The sequence below is a fragment of the Paraburkholderia sp. OAS925 genome, assembly GCF_040543975.1.
Taxonomy (GTDB): domain Bacteria; phylum Pseudomonadota; class Gammaproteobacteria; order Burkholderiales; family Burkholderiaceae; genus Paraburkholderia; species Paraburkholderia graminis.
Genome location: NZ_JBEUNO010000001.1, coordinates 1,412,622 through 1,434,002 on the forward strand (window position 1 = coordinate 1,412,622; position 21,381 = coordinate 1,434,002).

The following is a 21,381-nucleotide window of genomic DNA, read 5'->3' on the forward strand; positions in this document are numbered from 1 at the left end:
AGGCGTAAAAAAACGGCACGTCTTTTGAGGACGTGCCGTTTTTGTTTGCCGGGCGAAAGCGTGGTGCGGAAAGCCCGCTGCCGGTTTTACTTCACCCGCATGCCCGGCTTCGCGCCGCTGTGCGGCTCGAGCACGTAGAGGCCCGGTTCGGCTTTCTCGTCCGCCGCCGATGCCGCCAGCACCATGCCTTCAGACAAACCGAACTTCATCTTGCGCGGCGCGAGGTTCGCGACCATCACCGTCAGCTTGCCGATCAACTGCTCCGGCTGATACGCGGACTTGATGCCGGAGAACACGTTGCGCGTTTTCTCTTCGCCGACATCCAGCGTGAGTTGCAGCAGTTTGTCCGAGCCTTCCACCACCTTGCAGTCGACGATCTTCGCGACGCGCAGGTCGATCTTCGCGAAGTCGTCGATCGAGATGATGCCTGGCGTTTCGTCGCTCGCCGCAGACGCAGCAGCGGCTGCTTTGGCAGCCTTCGACTTTGCCTTCGCGTCGGCGGCGGACCCAGCCGTTTCCGGCGTGGCCTGCAGCGAATCGCGATTGGCCGCGATCAGCGCTTCGATCTGCTTCGGATCGACGCGCGTCATCAGATGCTTGTAGGCGTTGATCGGACGCGCGGAACTGAGCGGCACGTTGGCGTCGGCCCACACCAGCGGCTCGATACCGAGAAAGCCTTCGACGGCTTCGGCGAGCTTCGGCAGCACCGGCTTGAGCGCAAGCGACAACAGGCGGAACGCCTCGATGCTCACGCTGCAGGTTTCGTGCAGCGCGACGGCGTTGGCCGGGTCTTTCGCCTGGTCCCACGGCTTGGCGGTATCGACGTAGGCGTTCACCGCGTCGGCCAGTTCCATGGTCTGACGCAGCGCGCGGCTGTACTCGCGCGCCTCGTAGTGCGCGGCAATTTGCGGGACCGCGGCGCGCAGCGAAGCGAGCAGCGGATGCTGCATCGCGCTGTCCTGCACACGGCCGTCGAAGCGCTTGATCAGGAAGCCCGCGGCGCGGCTCGCGATATTCACGTACTTGCCGACCAGATCGCTGTTCACGCGCGCCTGGAAGTCGTCGAGGTTCAGGTCGAGGTCTTCCATCGTGCTGTTCAGCTTGGCGGCGAAGTAGTAGCGCAGCCATTCCGGATTCAGCCCCGTGTCGATCACGCTTTGCGCGGTGATGAAGGTGCCGCGCGACTTTGACATCTTCGCGCCGTCGACGGTCAGAAAGCCGTGCGCGAACACGTTGGTCGGCGTGCGATGGCCCGAAAATTCGAGCATGGCCGGCCAGAACAGCGTGTGGAAATACAGAATGTCTTTGCCGATGAAGTGATACTGCTCGGCCGTCGAACCCTTGCGGACCCACGCGTCGAAGTCGAGCCCGCGCTTTTGCGCGAGATTCTTGAAGCTCGCGTAGTAGCCGACCGGCGCATCGAGCCACACGTAGAAATACTTGCCCGGCGCGCCCGGAATTTCGAAGCCGAAATAGGGTGCGTCGCGCGAGATGTCCCAGTCGGCGAGCTTGGCTTCGCCGGCGTCGCCGAGCCATTCGCGCATCTTGTTGGTCGCTTCGGGTTGCGCAAGGCCGCCCACCCACGCGCGCAGAAAATTCTCGCAGCGCGGGTCGGACAGGCGGAAGAAGTAGTGCGTCGACGTCTTGCGGATCGGCGTGGCGCCCGACACGACCGAATACGGATTGACGAGCTCGGTCGGCTGATAAGTCGAGCCGCAGACTTCGCAACTGTCGCCGTACTGGTCTTTCGCGCCGCATTTCGGGCACTCGCCCTTGATGAAGCGGTCGGGCAGGAACATTTCCTTGACCGGGTCGTACGCCTGTTCGATGTCGCGCGCGTCGATCAGGCCCGCCTCCTTCAGCGCGAGGTAGATGTTCTCGCTCAGGACGCGGGTCTCTTCGGAATCGGTCGAATAGTAGTTGTCGAACGAAATGCCGAAGCTGTCGAAGTCGCGCTTGTGCTCCTGCCACACGCGGTCGATCAGTTGCTTCGGCGTTATGCCTTCTTTTTCCGCGCGCAGCATGACCGGCGTGCCGTGCGTGTCGTCGGCGCCCACGTAGTAGACCTCGTGACCGTGCATTCGCAGCGCGCGGACCCAGATGTCCGTCTGGATATATTCGACCAGATGGCCAATATGGATTTGCCCGTTCGCGTAAGGAAGGGCCGACGTGACGAGAATCTGGCGGCGGCCCGACGGCGCGCCTGCGATGAGATCGGTAGCGGGTGCTGACATAAGGATGGTGGGAGCCTGCGGTGGGACGAAAGGTCGATTCTAGCAGGCGGACGCCCACCGGGCGCGGGCTCGCGCGGAGCCGGATGCGAAGCCGGAGTCATGCCGCGCTGCACCGGGCGATGCGAAAAGCGAGCGCCCAAAAAAAACCGGGGCGATTAACCCCGGAGCAACAACGACAAGAGGAGAATGGTGACGCGGCGGCTTCGCCAGCCACGTACCGTAAAGACAGACAGCGGATTTTCGCGAGAGTTCGAAATTTTTTTCGTCCTCGTGCGAGATTTCCCGCGATGCATCTTTTACGGCTGGATCATGGCGCGGCGCACGTCGACGCCAGGCGCGCGGGGCCCACCCTGCGGCCGGCCCTCGCCCGCCCATTTCTCCTGCGCTTTCGCGCGCTGTCCTTATTGCGTCGTGTGCTGAGCCGTGGCGCGCAGATAGATTTCCACGCGACGGTTAGCGGCACGGCCGGCTTCGGTGTTGTTGTCGGCGATCGGCTGGTTCTGGCCCATGCCTTCTGCCGACAGGCGTTGCGGCGCGACGCCGCGTTGCGCCAGATAGCCCGTCACGCTTTGCGCGCGGTTGACCGACAGCGTCTGGTTGTACGCCGGCTGGCCGGTGCTGTCCGTGTGGCCGACCACTTGCGCGATCACTTCAGGATTCTGCTGCAGCGTTTGCGTGAGCTGGTCCAGAACCGGCGCGAACGACGGCTTGATCGCGTAGCTGTTCGTGTCGAACGTGACCGAGCTCGGAATGTTCAGCTTGAGCGAGCCGTCCGGCTGCTCGGTGATCTGCGTGCCGGTGCCCTTGGTGGCGCCCGACAGCTTGTTGTGAATGGATTGCCAGTTGTAGCCGGTAATGCCGCCCACCGCAGCGCCGACGCCGGCGCCGATTGCCGCGCCCTTGCCGCCGCCGAAAATCGCGCCCAGCGCCGCGCCGGTGCCGGCGCCCACGCCCGTGCCGACGGCCGTGTTGGTGCCTTGCTGGCTAGCGCAGCCTGCCAGCAAGGAGCCGGCAACCGCGAAAACAGCCAGGCGAGTCATGATTCTTGCATTCATTTTTAAGTCCTCTTGAGTGAAGCGAATGACGCGCATGAAGCGCGCAGGTAAAGCACTCCGCAGCGTTGCGTCTGGATCAAGCCTGGACGGCGAACGCGGCGGGAGCCAAGCAGACTGCTCATCGAGACGGAACCCGGGCGTCAACCCAGGGCCGCTCTTCAGTCCCGGTCCGACAGTGAAGAAGGGTCTTCCGGCAGCGCACGACGCGAGCCACTACAATAAAGCCTGGCGCGCAGCGATGCGGCCCCACGGCCGTCCGCCTGCCCGAAGGGTGCCCGGCAGGCCCGGTTTTCGCAATGCTGCCTAACAATTTCTTGCAAATTCCGGCGCGTGGACGGGACTTCGATTCCGCCGCGCCGCGAGTGTTCCCTCGGAGTGTCAATGAGTATCGATCGGGCTTTGGTCGACGCTGCGCTCGCAGCCGTCGCTGACCCTAACACCGGCCGGCCGTATGCCGCTGCCAGGAACATCAAAAACGTAACCGTGGAGGGTGACACGGTTAGCGTCGCGGTGGTACTCGGCTATCCGGCCATGCGCCAATTCGACGCGATCCGCAAGCAGTTCGACGACGCGCTCAAGGCCGTGCCGGGCGTGGCCGGGACGCGCGTCGAGGTATCGCAGGAAATTGCCGCGCATACGGTGCAGCGCGGCGTGAAACTCTTGCCGAACGTTAAAAACATCGTGGCGGTGGCGTCGGGCAAGGGCGGTGTCGGCAAGAGCACGACCGCGGTCAACCTGGCGCTCGCGCTGGCAAGCGAAGGCGCGTCGGTGGGCATACTCGACGCGGACATCTACGGGCCGTCGCTGCCGTTGATGCTCGGCATCGAGGGGCGCCCGGAATCGCCGGACGAAAAGACCATGAATCCGATGACGGGTCACGGTCTGCAGGCCAACTCCATCGGCTTCCTGATCGAACAGGACAATCCGATGGTCTGGCGCGGCCCGATGGCCACCTCCGCGCTCGAACAGTTGCTGCGGCAGACCAATTGGCGCGATCTCGACTATCTGATCGTCGACATGCCGCCGGGCACCGGCGACATCCAGTTGACGCTCTCGCAACGCGTGCCCGTGACCGGCGCCGTGATCGTCACGACGCCGCAGGACATCGCGCTGCTCGACGCGCGCAAGGGCCTGAAAATGTTCGAAAAAGTGGGCATTCCGATTCTCGGCATCGTCGAGAACATGGCCATGCATATCTGCTCGAATTGCGGCCACGAAGAACATATCTTCGGCGCCGGAGGCGGCGAGCGCATGGGCAAGGAATACGGCGTCGACGTGCTCGGCAGCCTGCCGCTCGACATTGCGATCCGCGAGCAGACCGACTCCGGCCGGCCGACGGTCGTGGCCGATCCGCAGGGACGCATCGCGGACATCTATCGCACGATTGCGCGGAAGATGGCAGTGCACATCGCGGAACGGGCGCGCGACATGACCTCGAAGTTTCCGAACATCGTGGTCCAGAACACCTGACGCGCCCGAGCGGCGGCGGGCGCAACGCTCTATTTGCGCCTTCTCTCGCGGTATCATGTCGACTTCACAAGTTCGGCTCGGCGGCCGCAGGGGCGGCCACCAGGCCGGCAAGAGGATCGCATGGGAAAACGAATCGACGGGCAGGCGGTGCATGCGTTCATCGTCCTGACTGCCTGCAGTGTGCTGTTATGCGGCTGCAGCGCGTTCCTGAGACCACAGGAAAAGCGCGCCGACGCGCAGTTGCTGCCCACCGTGGGCAATCAGGCGCGCGGCCTCGTGACGTTCATCGAGCGCTCGGACGGCGTGCAGGTGACCTACAACCTCTCGGGCTTGCCGCCCAATAGCGATCACGCGCTGCAAGTCCACGAGCGCGGCGACTGCAATGCGACCGACGGCTCGAGCGCCGGCCAGATATTTTCGCCGGCCGCCGAACGTCTGAAAGCAGGCGCGCGCGTGGAAGGCGATCTCGGCAACATTCATGCGGATGCGAACGGCGTGGCAACCGGCTTCATCGTCGCGCCGGACGTTTCGCTCGACGGTATCCGTTCGGTCCTGCAACGCGCGGTTCTGCTGCATCGCGATCCCACCGATCCTTACGCGTATCCGCAGCATGGCGCCGGTCCCGGCGCTCGCGTGCGGCGCGATCCGGCAATGAACGATCGCATGACGGGCCGCGCGCTTGTCGGCAGTTGCCGCGCGCTTGTCCATTCGCGGCGCCTTCGTGGTCCGCATTCGTGGCCCGCATCCGCGGCAGCATCTTCGTGATCGCGTAAAATAAGCGCCTTTCGTCGCGGCGTCCGGCTGGCGTTATCGTCAACAGGACTCGCGGGCGGCTTCGTCCGGCGCGCTAGCAGCCTTCCCGCCGTCACGGCAATGCGCGAAACCGGCCGCGAGGCGCCCGGCGCGCACCGGGCGGTTATCCGTCACACCTCTGTTATTCACGTCGAGCAGCGTTCACCTATGACCATCAAATCCGACAAGTGGATCCGGCGCATGGCCGAGTCGCACAAAATGATCGAGCCGTTCGTGCCCGATCAGGTTCGCGTCTCCGAAGACGGCCGGAAGATTGTCAGCTACGGCACCTCGAGCTACGGCTACGACATTCGCTGCGCCGACGAATTCAAGATCTTCACGAACATCAACTCGACCATTGTCGATCCGAAGAATTTCGACGAGAAATCGTTCGTGGACTTCAAGGGCGACGTCTGCATCATTCCGCCGAATTCGTTCGCGCTCGCGCGCACGGTCGAGTATTTCCGCATTCCGCGCTCGGTGCTGACCGTGTGCCTCGGCAAGTCCACTTACGCGCGCTGCGGGATCATCGTGAACGTGACGCCGTTCGAGCCGGAATGGGAAGGCCACGTCACGCTCGAATTCTCGAATACGACACCTTTGCCTGCGAAAATCTACGCGAACGAAGGCGTCGCCCAAGTGCTGTTTTTCGAAAGCGACGAGATTTGTGAAACGTCGTACGCGGATCGCGGCGGCAAATATCAAGGTCAGCACGGCGTCACGTTGCCGAAGACCTGACGCCGGCAGCGCATCGACCCACCAGGTACACAGGGTGACCGCTGCAATTTATCGAATGCAGCGGTCGTTCTTTTTGGAGAATCGCCCATGAAGTTCCGTTTTCCCGTCGTCATCATCGACGAAGATTTCCGCTCCGAGAACATCTCGGGTTCCGGCATCCGGGCTTTGGCCGAAGCAATCGAGAAAGAAGGCGCGGAAGTGCTCGGGTTGACGAGCTACGGCGATCTGACTTCGTTCGCGCAGCAGTCGAGCCGCGCGTCGTGCTTCATCCTTTCCATCGACGACGACGAGCTGCTGCCGTACGTCGAAAACGTCGTGGTCGAAGGCGAGACGCCGGAACTCGCGGCGGCCATCGTCGCACTGCGCGCGTTCGTGACCGAAGTGCGCCGCCGCAACGCGGACATTCCGATTTTCCTGTACGGCGAGACGCGCACGTCGCGCCATTTGCCGAACGACATCCTGCGCGAACTGCATGGCTTCATCCACATGTTCGAGGACACGCCGGAGTTCGTCGCGCGCCACATCATCCGCGAAGCCAAGGTGTACCTCGATTCGCTCGCGCCGCCGTTCTTCAAGGAACTGGTGCACTACGCGGAAGAAGGCTCGTACTCGTGGCACTGTCCGGGCCATTCGGGCGGCGTCGCGTTTCTGAAGAGCCCGCTTGGGCAGATGTTCCATCAGTTCTTCGGCGAGAACATGCTGCGCGCCGACGTCTGCAATGCGGTCGACGAACTCGGTCAATTGCTAGATCACACGGGCCCCGTTGCGGCTTCCGAGCGCAACGCCGCGCGCATTTTCAGCGCGGATCACGTGTTCTTCGTGACCAACGGCACGTCGACATCGAACAAGATCGTCTGGCACGGCACGGTCGCGCCGGGCGACATCGTGCTGGTGGACCGCAACTGCCACAAGTCGATCCTGCACGCGATCACGATGACCGGCGCGATTCCGGTGTTCCTCACGCCGACGCGCAACAACTTCGGCATCATCGGTCCGATTCCGCGCAGCGAATTCGAGCCGGAAAACATCCGCAAGAAGATCGCGGCGAATCCGTTCGCGCGCGAAGCGCTTGCGAATAATCCGAACCTGAAGCCGCGCATTCTCACCATCACGCAAAGCACGTACGACGGCGTGATCTACAACGTCGAGATGATCAAGGAGATGTTGGGCGAATGGCTCGACACGCTGCATTTCGACGAAGCCTGGCTGCCGCACGCCGAGTTCCACGAGTTCTATCAGGACATGCATGCGATCGGCGCGGGCCGTCCGCGTATCGGCGCGATGATCTACGCGACGCACTCCACGCACAAGCTGCTCGCCGGCATTTCGCAGGCTTCGCAAATCGTCGTGCAGGATTCGAAGAACAGCCGCTTCGACAAGCATCGCTTCAATGAAGCGTATCTGATGCATACGTCGACGAGCCCGCAGTACGCCATCATCGCGTCGTGCGACGTGGCCGCGGCGATGATGGAAGCGCCAGGCGGCACCGCTTTGGTCGAAGAGTCGATTGCCGAGGCGCTCGACTTCCGCCGCGCGATGAGCAAGGTCGACGCCGAATACGGCGACGACTGGTTCTTCAAGGTGTGGGGTCCCGACCAGTTCGCGGAAGAGGGCATCGGCTCGCGCGAGGACTGGATGCTGCGCCCCGACGATTCGTGGCACGGCTTCGGCCCGCTCGCCGAAGGCTTCAACATGCTGGACCCGATCAAGGCGACCATCGTCACGCCGGGTCTCGACATGAACGGCGATTTCGGCGAGACCGGCATTCCGGCCGCGATCGTCACGAAGTATCTGGCCGAGCACGGCATTATCGTCGAGAAGACCGGCTTGTACTCGTTCTTCATCATGTTCACGATCGGCATCACGAAGGGCCGCTGGAACTCGATGGTGACCGAGCTTCAGCAGTTCAAGGACGACTACGACAACAACCAGCCGTTGTGGCGCGTGCTGCCGGACTTCGTCGCGTTGCATCCGACGTATGAGCGTGTCGGTTTGCGCGATTTGTGTCAGCAGATTCACAGCGTCTACCGTGCGAACGACATTGCGCGCCTGACCACCGAGATGTACCTGTCGAGCATGGAACCGGCGATGAAGCCGTCCGACGCATTCGCGAAGCTCGCGCATCGCGAGATCGACCGCGTGCCTATCGACGAACTCGAAGGGCGCGTGACGTCCATTCTGTTGACGCCGTATCCGCCGGGCATTCCGCTGCTGATTCCGGGCGAGCGCTTCAATAAGACCATCGTCAACTATCTGCGCTTCGCGCGCGAATTCAACGAGCGGTTCCCGGGTTTCCACACGGACATCCACGGACTCGTCGGCGAAATGATCAACGGGCGCATCGAATATTTCGTCGATTGCGTGCGCGTCTGACGATGCGATCGACGTTGCTCGCGCGGGCTGTCATCTGTGCGCTGCTGCTTGGCGCCGCGCCGCTCGCGGCGCGCGCCGAAGTCGCGGCCGCCGATCCGATTGACGCGGCCATGCGCACCTGTCTTGCGCGCAGCGATATGTCGTCGACGGCCGGGCAGGTGCAGTGCATGGAGACGGCGCGCATCGGCTGGAAGAGCGCGTTGGATAACGCATGGCAGCAGTTGCAGGGCGAGTCGCCGCAGACGCGCCGCAAGCAGTGGCAGAAGAGTCAGGCGAGCTGGCAGGCCTGGCGCGATGCCGACACGCAACTGCTCGCGGCGGTGTTCGCCACCACGCGCGGCACGATGTATGTGCTTGCCGCCGCCGATATGCAATTGCAGCCGGTGCGCGACCGCGCGCTCGTGCTGCGCAGCGCGGCGGCAGATGCGAGCTCAGGTGGGCAACCTAAGGCCGGTCGTTCGCGGAGCGGCCGTGTGCGCGCCTGTGCCGCCGACGCGCGCTGCGAACACGCGATGTTCGACATGAACCGCTACTACCGTCGTCTGCAAGCGAAAATGCCGGCGCGTTCGCGTTCCACGCTGACGCGCGCACAAAAGGCGTGGACCGCTTATCTGAACGCAAGCACGCCTTTGGTCGACGAGCGGGGCCGCATCGACATCATCGGTGCGCGTGTGGCGACGCTCAAGCGCTTGTCGGAAACGGTCGGCAACGACTAGGCTTCTGCGCGCGCAGACGCCGCCTCATCGAGACGAGAGCTTCAGGTCAACGCGTAGCTGTCGGCTTGCAGATCGGGCAGCGCGACCGCGGGTTCGCCGCGCAGATCGCGCAGCGCGTCTTCAATGGTGAGCGACATGGTGTGCAGCGCGAGGTCGTTGTCGTCGGTGCCGAACGGCTCTTCGATTTGCGACGCGATCGCTTCGTGCGCCATGAACGTGTACGCGACGAACACCGCGAACACCGGCGTAAAAATGCCGATGCTGTCGACGAGTCCGAACGGCAGCGACGCGCAGAAGAAGTAGACCGTGCGGTGAATCATCACCGAGTAGGCAAACGGCAGCGGCGTGGAGGCAATGCGCTCGCATCCGCCGATCACATCCGACAAGCCATTCAGATTCCGGTCGAACGCGAGTACGGCCATCGGATCGATTGAGCCTTTTTGCGCCTGGCGCTGCACCCATTCGCCGAGAACCAGCATCAATGTCGCCGGTTGGTAGCGCGACGCCATCACGCGTTCGAACAGCGCAGGCGGCAGGCGCGCGGCGAGGTCTTCGCGCGGATCGCTTTTGCGAAGCTGATGCCGCAGCGCATGCGGCAACGCGCCCAATGCCGCGCAAAATTCGGCCGCGTCTTCTTTGGGCAACGGCGTCGTTCGCAAGGTCAGCGCCTGACGAATGAGCGAACGCGCGTCGTTCAGCAGTTGACCCCAGAGCTTGCGCGCTTCCCACCAGCGGTCATAACTGGCGTTGTTGCGAAAGCCGAGAAACACCGCGAGAGCGATGCCGACGAGCGAGAACGGCGCAGTCGTGTTGAGGTTCAGCGAGATGGGCAGCAGATGATCGTGCGCCGCGACCGCAACAATCGAGATCGCGAAAATGAGGAAGAGCCGGGGAAGCAACTGCGGAAGCACCGAGCCGCGCCACGCAAGCAGCATGCGGAACCAATGGAGATGCGGACGGATGATCATCGGTGTGCTGTGCCATGAGCGATGGAGTTTCTATTATCGCTTGTTGTGCGAGCCGCGCGATTGAAGCGCAGGCTCGCACGGGCAATGCTTCAGCAGAAAGCATGAAGGCCACGCCGTAGCGTGGCCTTCATGCAAGCCTCAATCTGCAAACGTCAATCGCGCGCCGATGAAGCCGCGCCGTGACTGAGCCAGTCGAGTACGGCGGTTGCGTCGTCGTCCGCGCCTTGACGCGCTTTCGCCACCGTTTCCGCAACGTCCGCGCTCGGCACCGCGCGACGAATCGCCACGCCGACCGCGAGAATATCGATCATCACCAGATGCAGGATGCGCGAGATCATCGAAAGCTGCGACTCGCGAATCTCGATGTGATCGGTTTCGAGCGCGACGGTAGCGCGCTTGGCCAACGGCGTGTTGCTCGACGTGATCGCGATCACTTTCGCGCCGGCCTGCATCGCGACATCGAGCACGCGCAGCAACTCGGGCGCGCGGCCCGACTTCGACACCGCGACGATCACGTCGCCCTTGCCGAGCAACGCAGCGGAAGCCGCCTGCATGTACAGATCGCCGTAAGCAATGGTCGGAATGCCGAAGCGGAAGAACTTGTAGTGCGCGTCCTGCGCGACGATGTTCGAATTGCCGAGGCCATAGAACTCGATACGACGCGCGCCGTTCAACAGATCGATTGCGCGTTCCACCTGCTCGAAGTTCAGATGCTCGCGCAATTGCAGAATCGCCGACACGGTGTTGTCGAGCACCTTCGCGCCGAAGTCGGTCGCGGTATCGCCGAGATGCACCTGGCTATGGCTCACCGGAATCGTGCCGGTCAAACCGGTGGCGAGCTTCAGCTTGAAATCCGACAGTCCCTGGCAGCCGAGCGAACGGCAGAAGCGGATCACGGTCGGCTGACTCACGTCGGCCTTGCGCGCGATGTCGACGATCGGATCGTTGATGATCGAGCGCGGGTGGTTCAACGCGAGATCGGCGACGCGGCGCTCGGCCGGCGTCAACGCGTCGCGCATCTGGCGAATCCGCTCGAATACCGCCGACGAACTGCCGCCCGCGCGATTCGACAACTGCTCGGCGAGAATCGCGGACACGCCGAGAAAGGCCGGATATTCCGCGGTGATCACATACGTCGGCACGTTCTGCAAGTACGCCTCGAAGCGGCCCTTCGCCTCGAAGCGCTTGCGAAACGACGAGCGCGCGAAGAAATCGCCGAGCCGCGGCACCACGCCGCCGCCGATGTAAATGCCGCCGAGCGCGCCCAGCGTCACCGCGATATTGCCCGCGAAGGTGCCGAGAATGCCGCAGAACACATCGGCGGATTCGGCGGCGAGCGGCTCGCCTTCGAGCGCGCGCTTGACGATCTCGCGCGTGTCGACGTTGGCCGCCACGCGCTTCTTGTCGCGGCCCGCGAGCGCACGATAAATCACTTCCATGCCGGGGCCCGCGGCCACGCGCTCGAACGACACATGCGACCACTTCTTGCGCGCATAGTGCAGCACGATGTCCTCGCGCTCGTCGGCGGGCGCGAAGGTCGCGTGGCCGCCTTCGCTGCCGAGCGCGATCCAGCGGTCGTCGGCGGGAATCAGGCCGGACACGCCCATGCCGGTGCCCGGACCGAGCAGGCCGATCACGCTATTCGGGCGGCGCGTGCCGCCGCCGACCTGCACGCGCTGCGCGTCGGTGAGGCCCGGCAAGGCCATCGCCAGCGCGGTGAAGTCGTTCACGACCAGCAGCGTGTCGAAGCCGAGCGCGCGGCGCGTGGCTTCGATCGAGAAGGTCCAGTCGTGATTCGTCATGCTGACCTGATCGCCGTCGACCGGGTTCGCAATCGCAATGGCCGCATGATTCACGCGGCCGATCTTCATGTCCTTCAGATACTTCTTGATGACCTCGGCAACACCGGGATACTCCGCGCACGGATAGACCTGCACCGAGCCGATTTCGCCCGGCCCGGTTTCGAGCGCGAAGCGCGCGTTCGTGCCGCCGATGTCGGCGAGAAGCCTCGGTCCATCGGCGTGCTGGCCCGCGCCCGGAGCAGCCTTAGTTTGCACACCAGTAGACATCGAGTCTCACTCCCTTGTCGTTCGCCAACTGCGAGATGGCATTTTTTTGTAGCGAAGAGGCGGCGGCGTTCAGCACGTCCATCTTGCGCGGTCCTGCGATCAGCAAAAACAGGTGCTTCACTTCCTTCAACGCGGAAAGCGACCAGCTCACGCGCGCATGCGGCGCGCTGCCGGGATGCACGGCGACGAAGCGCTCGCGCGTGGTGATCGCGTGATCCCACTCGGGTGCGTCGGCGAAGATCGACGCGGTGTGGCCGTCTTCGCCCATGCCGAGAATCGCGACGTCGGGCGCATTGGCAAAACGCGCGTCGGCGTTCAGCGCGGCGACGTGCGAATGCAGGTCCTGCGACGTGTCGGCGAGCGGCCAGAAGGTCGCGTTCTGCGCGGCGCTTTGCAGCAGCGTCGCGTGCGCGAGCTGCGCGTTGCTCGCGCTGTCCGTCTCGGGCACCCAGCGGTCGTCGACGAGGGTCACGGCGATGCGCGCCCAGTCGAAACTTTGCGTGGATAACGTCTGCAGGAACGGGCGCGGACTGCTGCCGCCCGAAACGGCGAGCAGCGCCGGGCGGGCCGCAGATGTCGTGGTGGACGTACCGGCCGTGGACGCGCCGGCAATACCGGCGTCCGACGTTGCCGCCTGGGCGGCCAGCGATGCATGTAGCGCGTCGCCGACTGCCTTCGCCAACGCGTCGGATTGCGCGCGTTGATCGTCGAAAGCGTGAAGCTCGATCACTTCTCCTCCGTGCTGCTTTTTTGTTAGCGCGGCGACCAGCCGCCGCGAATCAATTCTCTTCTTCGAGCCAGCAGGTGCCGTGCTGCGCGAGCATCGCGCTCGCCGCGGCAGGACCCCATGTGCCCGACGCATACGGCTTCGGCGGTTTGTTCGAAGCCTTCCATTCGTTCAGAATCGGTTCGACCCAGCGCCACGCGGCTTCCTGTTCGTCGCGCCGCACGAAGAGGGCGAGACGCCCCCGTTGATCACGTCGAGCAGAAGACGTTGATACGCTTCCATCTGCCCTTCGCGGAAGAACTGGTCGAACGCGAGATCGAGGTGAACGCTGGCGAGGTTCATGCCTTCGCCCGGCTGCTTCGCGAGACAGTAAAGACGGATGGTCTCGTTCGGCTGCAAGCGGATCACCAGACGATTCGCGCCCGCGCGCAACGCCGATGCGCCCAATGCCGAATGCGGCACCGAGCGGAAATTCACGACGATTTCCGCGACGCGATCGGCAAGCCGTTTGCCGGTGCGCAGGAAAAACGGCACGCCCGCCCAGCGCCAGTTTTCTATCTCGACCTTCAGCGCGACGAAGGTTTCGGTCGTGCTGTTCTGCTTCACGCCGGGTTCGGTCGCGTAGGCGGGCACGGCGTTGCCGCGAATCACGCCCGAATGATACTGGCCGCGCACCGCAACCTTGCCGATGTCGAGCTGATTGATGGGCTTGAGCGCGCGCAGCACGCGCAGCTTTTCGTCGCGCACCGAGTCGGAGTCCATCGAATGCGGCGGCTCCATCGCGACGATCGAAAGCAGTTGCAGCAAATGGTTCTGCACCATGTCGCGAAGCGCGCCGGTATTGTCGTAGAAATCGCCGCGCGCTTCGACACCGAGTTCTTCCGCGATCGTGATCTGGATGCTCTCGACCCACTCGCGGCGCCACAGCGGCTCGAACAAAGCATTGCCAAAGCGCAGCGCGAGCAGGTTCTGCACGGGCTCTTTGCCGAGGTAGTGGTCGATACGGTAGATCTGTTCTTCCGCGAAGATTTCGCCGACCGCGTCGTTGATCGCATTCGACGACTTGAGGTCGTAGCCGAGCGGCTTTTCGAGCACGATGCGCGCGTTTTCATTGAGCCCCACCGACGCGAGCGCGCGGCAGATCGGCACGAAGAGCGACGGACCGGTGGCCAGGTAAAACACGCGGATGCCGGGCAAGTCCTTCACCGCATCGCGCAGCAACGTGAAGTCTTCGGGATTGCCCAGGTCGATCTTCACGAACTCGATGCGTTCGAGAAAACTCGCCCATGCCGTTTCGTCGACACCGTTCTTCGATACATGCGGCTTGACGTGCTCGTTGACCCACTGAAGATATTCGCCGCGATCCGCTGCGTGGCGCGCCACTGCGACGATCTTGCCGCTGTCGGCCAGCATGCCGCCCGCACGGTGTGCTTCAAACAGTGCGGGGAGAATCTTGCGCATCGACAGATCGCCGGTTCCGCCGAAGAGAACGAAGGTGAAACTTGAATCGGTTTGCATGAGTCTCCGTCGATGTCCTGGGGCCGCCGCGCCAACCGCTCGCTCCTCGCGAACAGGCGACCGTAGTCCGATAAAATATTTTTTGACACTGAATTGTAGTTTAACTACAATCCAAATCAAGAGGTAGCGCTAATTCGATGAAAAAAGCGTGCGCTGCATGTCAGTTGCACGTTTCGCGAATCGGCCAACGTCCCCTGCATGTTAACGGACATTGCAAACGGACATTGCATTGCCGGCATGGGCCAGCCTCGAGTCTGCCGCGCGACGCGGGCGGGCAAAAATCAAAAGAGGAGACAGTCAGTTGCATCCCGAATCACTCATCTCTTGAGCTTCCAGCGGCCGGACATCGGTCCGCCGGCACATGCCTTAACGCATGCGCCCGACCGTGCTCGATCGCCCAGTGTTTTGCCTGTTTGAACCAACCACAGCACCCTGGCGACATCAGGGGCCATTTGTTTTTTGTTCAGGTGTCTGGAGGAGATAAGCAATGAAATTTCGCGCGATCATGGGCGCTCTGTGCGCCGCGGGTCTGATGTGTGGCGTCTCGGCCGTGCAGGCTGCCGAGTCGGTCGAAGTGTTGCACTGGTGGACTTCGGGCGGCGAATCGAAAGCCGTCGGCGTCCTCAAGGACGACATGACGAAGCAGGGTTACACGTGGAAGGACTTTGCGGTTGCGGGTGGCGCGGGCGCGGCTGCCATGACGGCACTGAAGACGCAGGTGATCTCGGGCAATGCACCGAGCGCCGCGCAGATCAAGGGTCCGCTGATTCAGGACTGGGCTTCGCAAGGCGTGCTGGTGCCGATCGACTCCGTCGCGGGCGACTGGAAGAAGAACCTGCCGCCGGAAATCGACAAGATCATGCACGCGGACGGCCACTATGTCGCGGCGCCGTTCTCGGTGCATCGCGTGAACTGGCTGTACATCAACAAGGCTGCGCTCGACAAGGCAGGCGGCAAGGTGCCGACCACGTGGCCTGAATTCTTCGCGGTGGCCGACAAGATGAAGGCCGCGGGCATCCAGCCGATCGCGATGGGCGGTCAGCCGTGGCAAGACCTGACGCTGTGGGAAGACGTTGTGCTGTCGCAAGGCGCGGACTTCTACAAGAAGGCGCTGGTCGACCTCGACGAAAAGACGCTGACGTCGGACAAGATGGTCGGCGTGTTCGACACGGTCCGCAAGATCCAGGGTTACTTCGACGCGGGCCGCACGGGCCGTGACTGGAACCTGGCAACGGCGATGGTCATCAACGGCAAGGCCGGCATGCAGTTCATGGGCGACTGGGCGAAGGGCGAATTCGCCAACGCCGGCAAGAAGTCGGGCGCGGACTACGTTTGCGCCGCCGTGCCGGGCACCGAAAAGTCGTACACGTTCAACGTCGACTCGTTCGTGTTCTTCCAGCAGAAAGGCCAGAAGGCGGCAACGCCGGGTCAGCTTGCGCTCGCGAAGACGATCATGACGCCGGAGTTCCAGGAGCAGTTCAGCCTGAACAAGGGCTCGATTCCGGTTCGTCTGGGCGTCTCGATGGCGAAGTTCGACGACTGCGCGAAGAAGTCGTACGCGGATGAACAAACGGCGATCAAGTCGGGCGGCTATGTGCCGTCGCTCGCTCACGGCATGGCTCAGCCGGATGCGGCAGCCGGCGCGATCTCCGACGTCGTCACGAAGTTCATGAACTCGCAGCAGGATTCGAAGAGCGCAGTGACCGCGCTCGCGAAGGCAGCGAAGACCAAGTAAGTGAAGTAGCGAAGGGCGCGTCCGTCGAATGTATTAAGCGGGCGCGCCCTTCGCGCCGTTGATCGCGTGAATTCGCGCAATGCGGTGTGCGCTGTTTGCACTGCGCCTCGCATGCACGCGGCTTCACCTGACAGTTTCAGCAGGAGTCGAGTAGTGACTGCTTCTATCAGCGGAAACGGGAAAACGGCTAGCGTCGCCCGCCGCACGTCGCCCATGGCGGCCCTTGCCGATCGCTGGATTCCGAAGCTGGTGCTCGCACCCAGCGTCGTGATCAGCCTGATCTTCGTCTATGGCTTTATCGCCATCACCGGCTATCTGTCGCTGTCCAATTCGCGACTGATGCCTCGTTATGATTTCGTCGGTCTGGACCGTTATCGCGAACTGTTCGATAACGACGTGTTCTGGACCTCGGCTGCGAACCTCGGCTGGTTCGGCATTCCGTTCATCGGCATTTGCATCGGCCTGGGTCTCTTTCTCGCGATCCTGCTCGATCAGCAGATCCGCAACGAAGGCGCATTGCGCGCGGTGTTTCTGTATCCGATGGCGCTGTCGTTCATCGTGACCGGCACGGCGTGGCAATGGATCATGACGCCGAGCATCGGCCTCGAAAAAGTTTTCCACGACTGGGGCTGGACGAGCTTTTCGTTTAGCTGGCTCGGCGACCCGGACAAGGCGATTTTCTGCGTAGTGATCGCGGCGGTATGGCAATCCACCGGCTTCGTGATGGCGCTCTTTCTTGCGGGCCTGCGCGGCGTGGACGGCGAAATCTTCAAGGCCGCGCAGATGGACGGCGCGAATCTGCCCACCATCTATCGCAAGATCGTGATTCCGAGCATGCGTCCGGTGTTCTTCTCGGTGCTGCTGATTCTTTGCCACATCACGATCAAGACCTTCGACCTCGTCGTCGCGTTGACGGCGGGCGGTCCGGGTACGTCGTCGTCGCTGCCGGCTATCTTCATGTACACGTTTTCGTTCAATCGCGGGCAGCTCGGCGTCGGCGCGGCATCGTCGATGATGATGCTCGCAACCGTCGTGGCCGTGCTCGTGCCGCTCATGTATCTGGAATCGAGGAGCACCCGCAATGCAGCCTAAGATGACGATCAGCCGTGCCGTCATTTACGCGGCCTTGGTCCTGTTTGCCCTGTACTTCCTGTTTCCGCTGTACGTGATGCTGTCCACGTCGTTCAAGGACATCGACCAGTTGCGCACCGGCAATCTGCTGACGCCGCCTACGCACTGGACCGTCGATCCCTGGATCAAGGCATGGAGCGGCGCGTGTACGGGTGTGCGTTGCGACGGCATGCAGCCGTTCTTCATGAACTCGGTGCGGATGGTGATTCCGGCGGTGCTGATCTCGTCGATCATCGGCGCGTTCAACGGCTATGTGCTCACGCACTGGCGTTTTCGCGGCGCCGATCCGATCTTCACGATGCTGCTGGTCGGCTGCTTCATTCCGTTCCAGGCGATCCTGCTGCCGATGGCGCGCTTCGAAGGCTTTCTCGGCCTGTCGAACACCACGACCGGTCTGGTGGTGGTGCACGTGATCTACGGTATCGCGTTCACGACGATGTTCTTCCGCAACTTCTACGTGAGCATTCCGGCTGAACTCGTGAAGGCTGCGCGTATCGACGGCGCGGGTTTCTTCACGATCTTCACGAAGATTTTGCTGCCCGTGTCGCTGCCGATTTTCATGGTGTGTCTGATTTGGCAATTCACGCAGATCTGGAATGACTTCCTGTTCGGTATCGTGTTCTCCGGCGTCGATTCGATGCCGATCACGGTGGCGCTGAACAACCTCGTGAATACGTCGACGGGCGTGAAGGAATACAACGTCGACATGGCCGGCGCGATCATCGCCGCATTGCCGACCTTGCTCGTCTACATCATCGCCGGACGCTATTTCGTGCGCGGGCTGACGGCCGGCGCGGTGAAGGGCTAACGCCTCGCAAACCATCCGAGCGCGGCGGCGTGTCCCGGCGCATAAACAAGACGTTTTCAAGCAGTACCAGAGACTAGAGGATTCACAGCATGGCAAGCCTTTCCATCCGTGACGTGTACAAGACCTACCCGAACGGGGTGCCGGTTCTGAAGGGTGTCAACATCGACATCGAAGACGGTCAGTTCCTGATTCTGGTCGGCGGCTCGGGCTGCGGTAAATCGACGCTGCTCAATATGATCGCCGGCCTCGAAACGGTGACCAAGGGCGAGATCCAGATCGACGGCAAGACGGTGAACAACCTGTCGCCGAAAGATCGCGATATCGCGATGGTGTTCCAGTCGTACGCGCTGTATCCGTCGATGACGGTGCGCGAGAACATCTCGTTCGGTCTGAATATCCGCAAGGTGCCGAAGCAGGAACAGACGCAGATTGTCGACCGCGTGTCGAACACGCTGCAAATCACGCATCTGCTGGATCGCAAGCCGGGTCAACTGTCCGGCGGCCAGCGTCAGCGCGTGGCAATGGGCCGCGCATTGGCGCGCGACCCGGTGATGTTCCTGTTCGACGAACCGCTGTCGAACCTCGACGCCAAGCTGCGTATCGAGATGCGTTCGGAAATCAAGCTGCTGCATCAACGCCTCGGCACGACGATCGTCTACGTGACGCACGATCAGATCGAAGCGATGACGCTCGGCGACCGCATCGCCGTGATGAAAGACGGCATCGTCCAGCAGTTCGGCGCGCCGCAGGAGATTTACGACTCGCCGTCGAACCTGTTCGTGGCCGGCTTTATCGGCGCACCGCCGATGAACTTCATCCAGGGCAAGCTCGTCGAGCAGGGCGCGGGCGTGGGTCTCGAACTCGATACGGGCATTGCGCGCACGGCGCTGAATCTGCCGTTCGACTCGGCGAAGGTCAAGTCGCACGTGGGCCGTGAAGTGATTCTCGGCTTGCGTCCCGAGCGCATTACCGATGCTCGCGGCGCGCATGGCGATCACGCGAAGCTGCAACAGATCGAAGTGAAGGTCGACGTGATCGAGCCGACCGGACCGGACACTTTGGTGTTCGCGCAGGTCAACGGCAAGCGCGTGGTGAGCCGCGTACACCCGGCGTCGAATCCGCAGCCGCTGACGAATACGACGCTGCTGTTCGATACGTCGAAAGCGGTGTTGTTCGATCCGTCGAATGAAGAGCGCATCGCCTGATTTTTTGGTCTGATCGCTTGGCCTTGCCTCATTGAGAAAGCCCCTTGCGTCTCGCGACGCAAGGGGCTTTTCTTTTCTTCGCCTGGGCCGGCGGCGCCAGTCAGGCTTCCGGAATGCGCAGGTCCGGATTATTGCGCACGACTTCCGTTACCCATTCGGTGAACGCGCGCAGCCGCGAGCTCAGATTGCGGCGATGCGCGTACAGGATCGACAGCGGCGTGCCGGGGCTCGTGTAGTCAGTGAGAATTTCCTTTAGCACGCCGCGCTCGATCAGATGCGCGACCATGAAGCGCGACGGCTGAATGATGCCGTGGCCGAGCTCGCCCGCGCGAATGTAGACCGAGCCGTCGTTGACCGCGAGCACGCTTTTCATCGCGACTTTCACGGTCTCGCCGTTGACTTCGTATTCGAACGGAAAGGTCTTGCCCGTACGCGCCGACACGTAGTTGACCGCGCGGTGCTCGCTCAATTGATCGAGCGTGCTCGGCGTGCCGTACTTCTCCAAATATGCGGGCGAAGCGCAGGTGACGATACGCGCATGGCCGATGCGCCTTGCGACGAGGCTCGATTCTTCCGGCGTGCCCATGCGGATCACGCAATCCACGGCGTCCTGAATCAGGTCGATGTTGCGGTCGGCGAGACCCAGACGCACGTCGATTTCAGGGTAGCGCCGGTAGAAGTCGTCGAGCGCGGGCAGCAGCAGCGCGCGAGCGAGCGTGCCCGACGTGTCGACGCGGATCGTGCCCACCGGATTCTCACGCTTGTTCGACAGCGACGATTCCGCGTCGGCGACTTCCGCGAGGATGCGCACGCAGCGATCGTAAAAGAGCGCGCCGTCTTCGGTGACGCTGACCTGGCGCGTCGAGCGGTTCAGGAGGCGCACGCCGACATGCTCTTCCAGCGCCTGAATCGTGCGGCTCACTTTCGCGCGCGGCAAGTCGAGCGATTCGGATACTTTCGTGAAGCTGTTCGCCTCGACCACACGCGTAAAGATCTCCATCGCTTCAAAACGGTCCATGTTTGGCCTTCTTATGTGTAATGAGCGGAAATTGGTTTCGACGTGAAGTGTATAGGCTCGGAATAATGTTGTCGCAAGGGGTTGGCGCGCGACTCCGCTGATCCGGCTCAGTCTCCGCTCGTTCCACGCTCGTCGCCGCTCAGTCCCGATCCGGCGCGCCGAGCGGGAACAGCGGGCGGTAGGGCCGCGCTTCGTGGACTGCGCGAGCGAAAGACGGACGCGCCAGCAAGCGCTCGCGATAGGCGCGCACATGGGCGAACGCCGGGTCGATCGCGTGGCTCCAGTCGGCGTAAAAGAGCGCCGGCGCCGCCGCGCAATCGGCGAGGCTGAAGGTGTCGCCCGCGGCCCATTCGCGCGCCGCCATTGTTTTGTCGAGCCACGCGTAGGCCGTATCGAGCATCGCGCGCGCTTCCGTCACGCCGCGCGCGTCGCGCTCGGCGTCAGGACGCAGGCTGTCGAACACGATCTTCTGTTGCGGCGTCGAAATATAGTTGTCGAAGAAGCGGTCCATGCTGCGCACGTCGAGCGCCGCGCGGGCGTCGGCGGGCACGAGCGCCACCGGCCCCGGATAGTACAGGCCGAGATATTCGATGATGATGCTCGCCTCCGTCACCGTGCGCTCGCCGTCGACCAATACGGGAAATCGCCTGATCGGCCACAGTTCGGCGAATTCGGCCATGATTTGCGGGTCGTCGTGCGCGAGCAGGCGGAATTCGAACGGCGTGCTGTTCTCGTACAGCGCGATGAGCGCCTTCTGGCAGTACGAGGAGAAAGGGTGTGCGTAGAGCTTGAGCTTCATCGTGATCGCCTTCGACGGTTGTACG

Annotated in this window: 15 protein-coding genes and 2 pseudogenes; 9 read left to right on the plus strand and 8 right to left on the minus strand. The window is 62.8% G+C overall.

Annotated elements, in window-relative coordinates; translation table 11 throughout:
- Window positions 1–86: 86 nt before the first annotated feature.
- On the minus strand, window positions 87–2,234 hold the full coding sequence (metG, locus tag ABIE53_RS06140; protein WP_107707196.1) for a methionine--tRNA ligase: 2,148 nt from the start codon (window positions 2,232–2,234) through the stop codon (window positions 87–89).
- A 401-nt stretch (window positions 2,235–2,635) separates the two neighbouring features.
- The gene (locus ABIE53_RS06145; protein ID WP_029971135.1) at window positions 2,636–3,289 is read right to left on the minus strand and encodes a YiaD family glycine zipper/OmpA-like lipoprotein; all 654 of its coding nucleotides are present in this window, start codon (window positions 3,287–3,289) and stop codon (window positions 2,636–2,638) included.
- A gap of 381 nt (window positions 3,290–3,670) precedes the next feature.
- Here ABIE53_RS06145 and apbC point away from each other — a divergent pair, with 381 nt between their 5' ends.
- From apbC to ABIE53_RS06170, 5 genes and pseudogenes are all read left to right on the plus strand, one after another.
- Window positions 3,671–4,759: an iron-sulfur cluster carrier protein ApbC gene (gene apbC / locus ABIE53_RS06150; RefSeq protein ID WP_053857684.1), complete on the plus strand. Its 1,089-nt coding sequence runs from the start codon at window positions 3,671–3,673 to the stop codon at window positions 4,757–4,759.
- Between the two features lie 120 nt (window positions 4,760–4,879).
- Window positions 4,880–5,414: pseudogene (locus tag ABIE53_RS06155) on the plus strand (superoxide dismutase family protein).
- 305 nt (window positions 5,415–5,719) lie between these two features.
- On the plus strand, window positions 5,720–6,289 hold the full coding sequence (dcd, locus tag ABIE53_RS06160) for a dCTP deaminase (RefSeq protein ID WP_006048517.1): 570 nt from the start codon (window positions 5,720–5,722) through the stop codon (window positions 6,287–6,289).
- A gap of 87 nt (window positions 6,290–6,376) precedes the next feature.
- Window positions 6,377–8,662, plus strand: a complete 2,286-nt coding sequence (locus ABIE53_RS06165; protein ID WP_006048516.1) for an arginine/lysine/ornithine decarboxylase — start codon at window positions 6,377–6,379, stop codon at window positions 8,660–8,662.
- A gap of 2 nt (window positions 8,663–8,664) precedes the next feature.
- Window positions 8,665–9,378 (plus strand): lysozyme inhibitor LprI family protein, encoded by a 714-nt coding sequence (locus ABIE53_RS06170; protein WP_107707358.1) that lies wholly within the window; start codon window positions 8,665–8,667, stop codon window positions 9,376–9,378.
- A gap of 41 nt (window positions 9,379–9,419) precedes the next feature.
- Here ABIE53_RS06170 and ABIE53_RS06175 read toward each other — a convergent pair whose 3' ends face one another.
- From ABIE53_RS06175 to zwf, 4 genes and pseudogenes are all read right to left on the minus strand, one after another.
- On the minus strand, window positions 9,420–10,346 hold the full coding sequence (locus ABIE53_RS06175; RefSeq protein WP_029971138.1) for a bestrophin family protein: 927 nt from the start codon (window positions 10,344–10,346) through the stop codon (window positions 9,420–9,422).
- 152 nt (window positions 10,347–10,498) lie between these two features.
- Window positions 10,499–12,415, minus strand: coding sequence for a bifunctional transcriptional regulator/glucokinase (locus ABIE53_RS06180; RefSeq protein WP_006048513.1), 1,917 nt, complete (start codon window positions 12,413–12,415; stop codon window positions 10,499–10,501).
- Window positions 12,393–13,145, minus strand: coding sequence for a 6-phosphogluconolactonase (gene pgl / locus ABIE53_RS06185; protein ID WP_006048512.1), 753 nt, complete (start codon window positions 13,143–13,145; stop codon window positions 12,393–12,395). Before pgl ends, ABIE53_RS06180 begins: the two co-directional genes overlap by 23 nt.
- 49 nt (window positions 13,146–13,194) lie before the next feature.
- Window positions 13,195–14,660 (minus strand): annotated as a pseudogene (gene zwf / locus ABIE53_RS06190) (glucose-6-phosphate dehydrogenase).
- 487 nt (window positions 14,661–15,147) lie between these two features.
- Here zwf and ABIE53_RS06195 point away from each other — a divergent pair.
- The 4 genes from ABIE53_RS06195 (at window position 15,148) to ABIE53_RS06210 (ending at window position 19,539) form a co-directional block, all read left to right on the plus strand.
- Window positions 15,148–16,395 carry an ABC transporter substrate-binding protein gene (locus tag ABIE53_RS06195; protein ID WP_006048510.1) on the plus strand — a complete coding sequence of 416 codons (1,248 nt, stop codon included), beginning with the start codon at window positions 15,148–15,150 and terminating at the stop codon, window positions 16,393–16,395.
- Window positions 16,396–16,548: 153 nt separating this feature from the next.
- A complete protein-coding gene (locus ABIE53_RS06200; RefSeq protein WP_006048509.1) occupies window positions 16,549–17,487 on the plus strand; it encodes a carbohydrate ABC transporter permease in 939 nt (312 codons plus the stop codon).
- Complete coding sequence (locus tag ABIE53_RS06205) at window positions 17,477–18,334, plus strand: carbohydrate ABC transporter permease (RefSeq protein WP_006048508.1); 858 nt, start codon at window positions 17,477–17,479, stop codon at window positions 18,332–18,334. The genes ABIE53_RS06200 and ABIE53_RS06205 overlap by 11 nt, the downstream gene beginning before the upstream one ends.
- A gap of 89 nt (window positions 18,335–18,423) precedes the next feature.
- Window positions 18,424–19,539 carry an ABC transporter ATP-binding protein gene (locus ABIE53_RS06210; protein WP_006048507.1) on the plus strand — a complete coding sequence of 372 codons (1,116 nt, stop codon included), beginning with the start codon at window positions 18,424–18,426 and terminating at the stop codon, window positions 19,537–19,539.
- A 100-nt stretch (window positions 19,540–19,639) separates the two neighbouring features.
- Here ABIE53_RS06210 and ABIE53_RS06215 read toward each other — a convergent pair whose 3' ends face one another.
- Together ABIE53_RS06215 and ABIE53_RS06220 are read right to left on the minus strand one after the other, a co-directional pair.
- Window positions 19,640–20,557 carry a LysR family transcriptional regulator gene (locus ABIE53_RS06215; RefSeq protein WP_029971881.1) on the minus strand — a complete coding sequence of 306 codons (918 nt, stop codon included), beginning with the start codon at window positions 20,555–20,557 and terminating at the stop codon, window positions 19,640–19,642.
- A gap of 139 nt (window positions 20,558–20,696) precedes the next feature.
- Window positions 20,697–21,356, minus strand: coding sequence for a glutathione S-transferase family protein (locus tag ABIE53_RS06220; RefSeq protein ID WP_107707195.1), 660 nt, complete (start codon window positions 21,354–21,356; stop codon window positions 20,697–20,699).
- Window positions 21,357–21,381 lie beyond the last annotated feature (25 nt).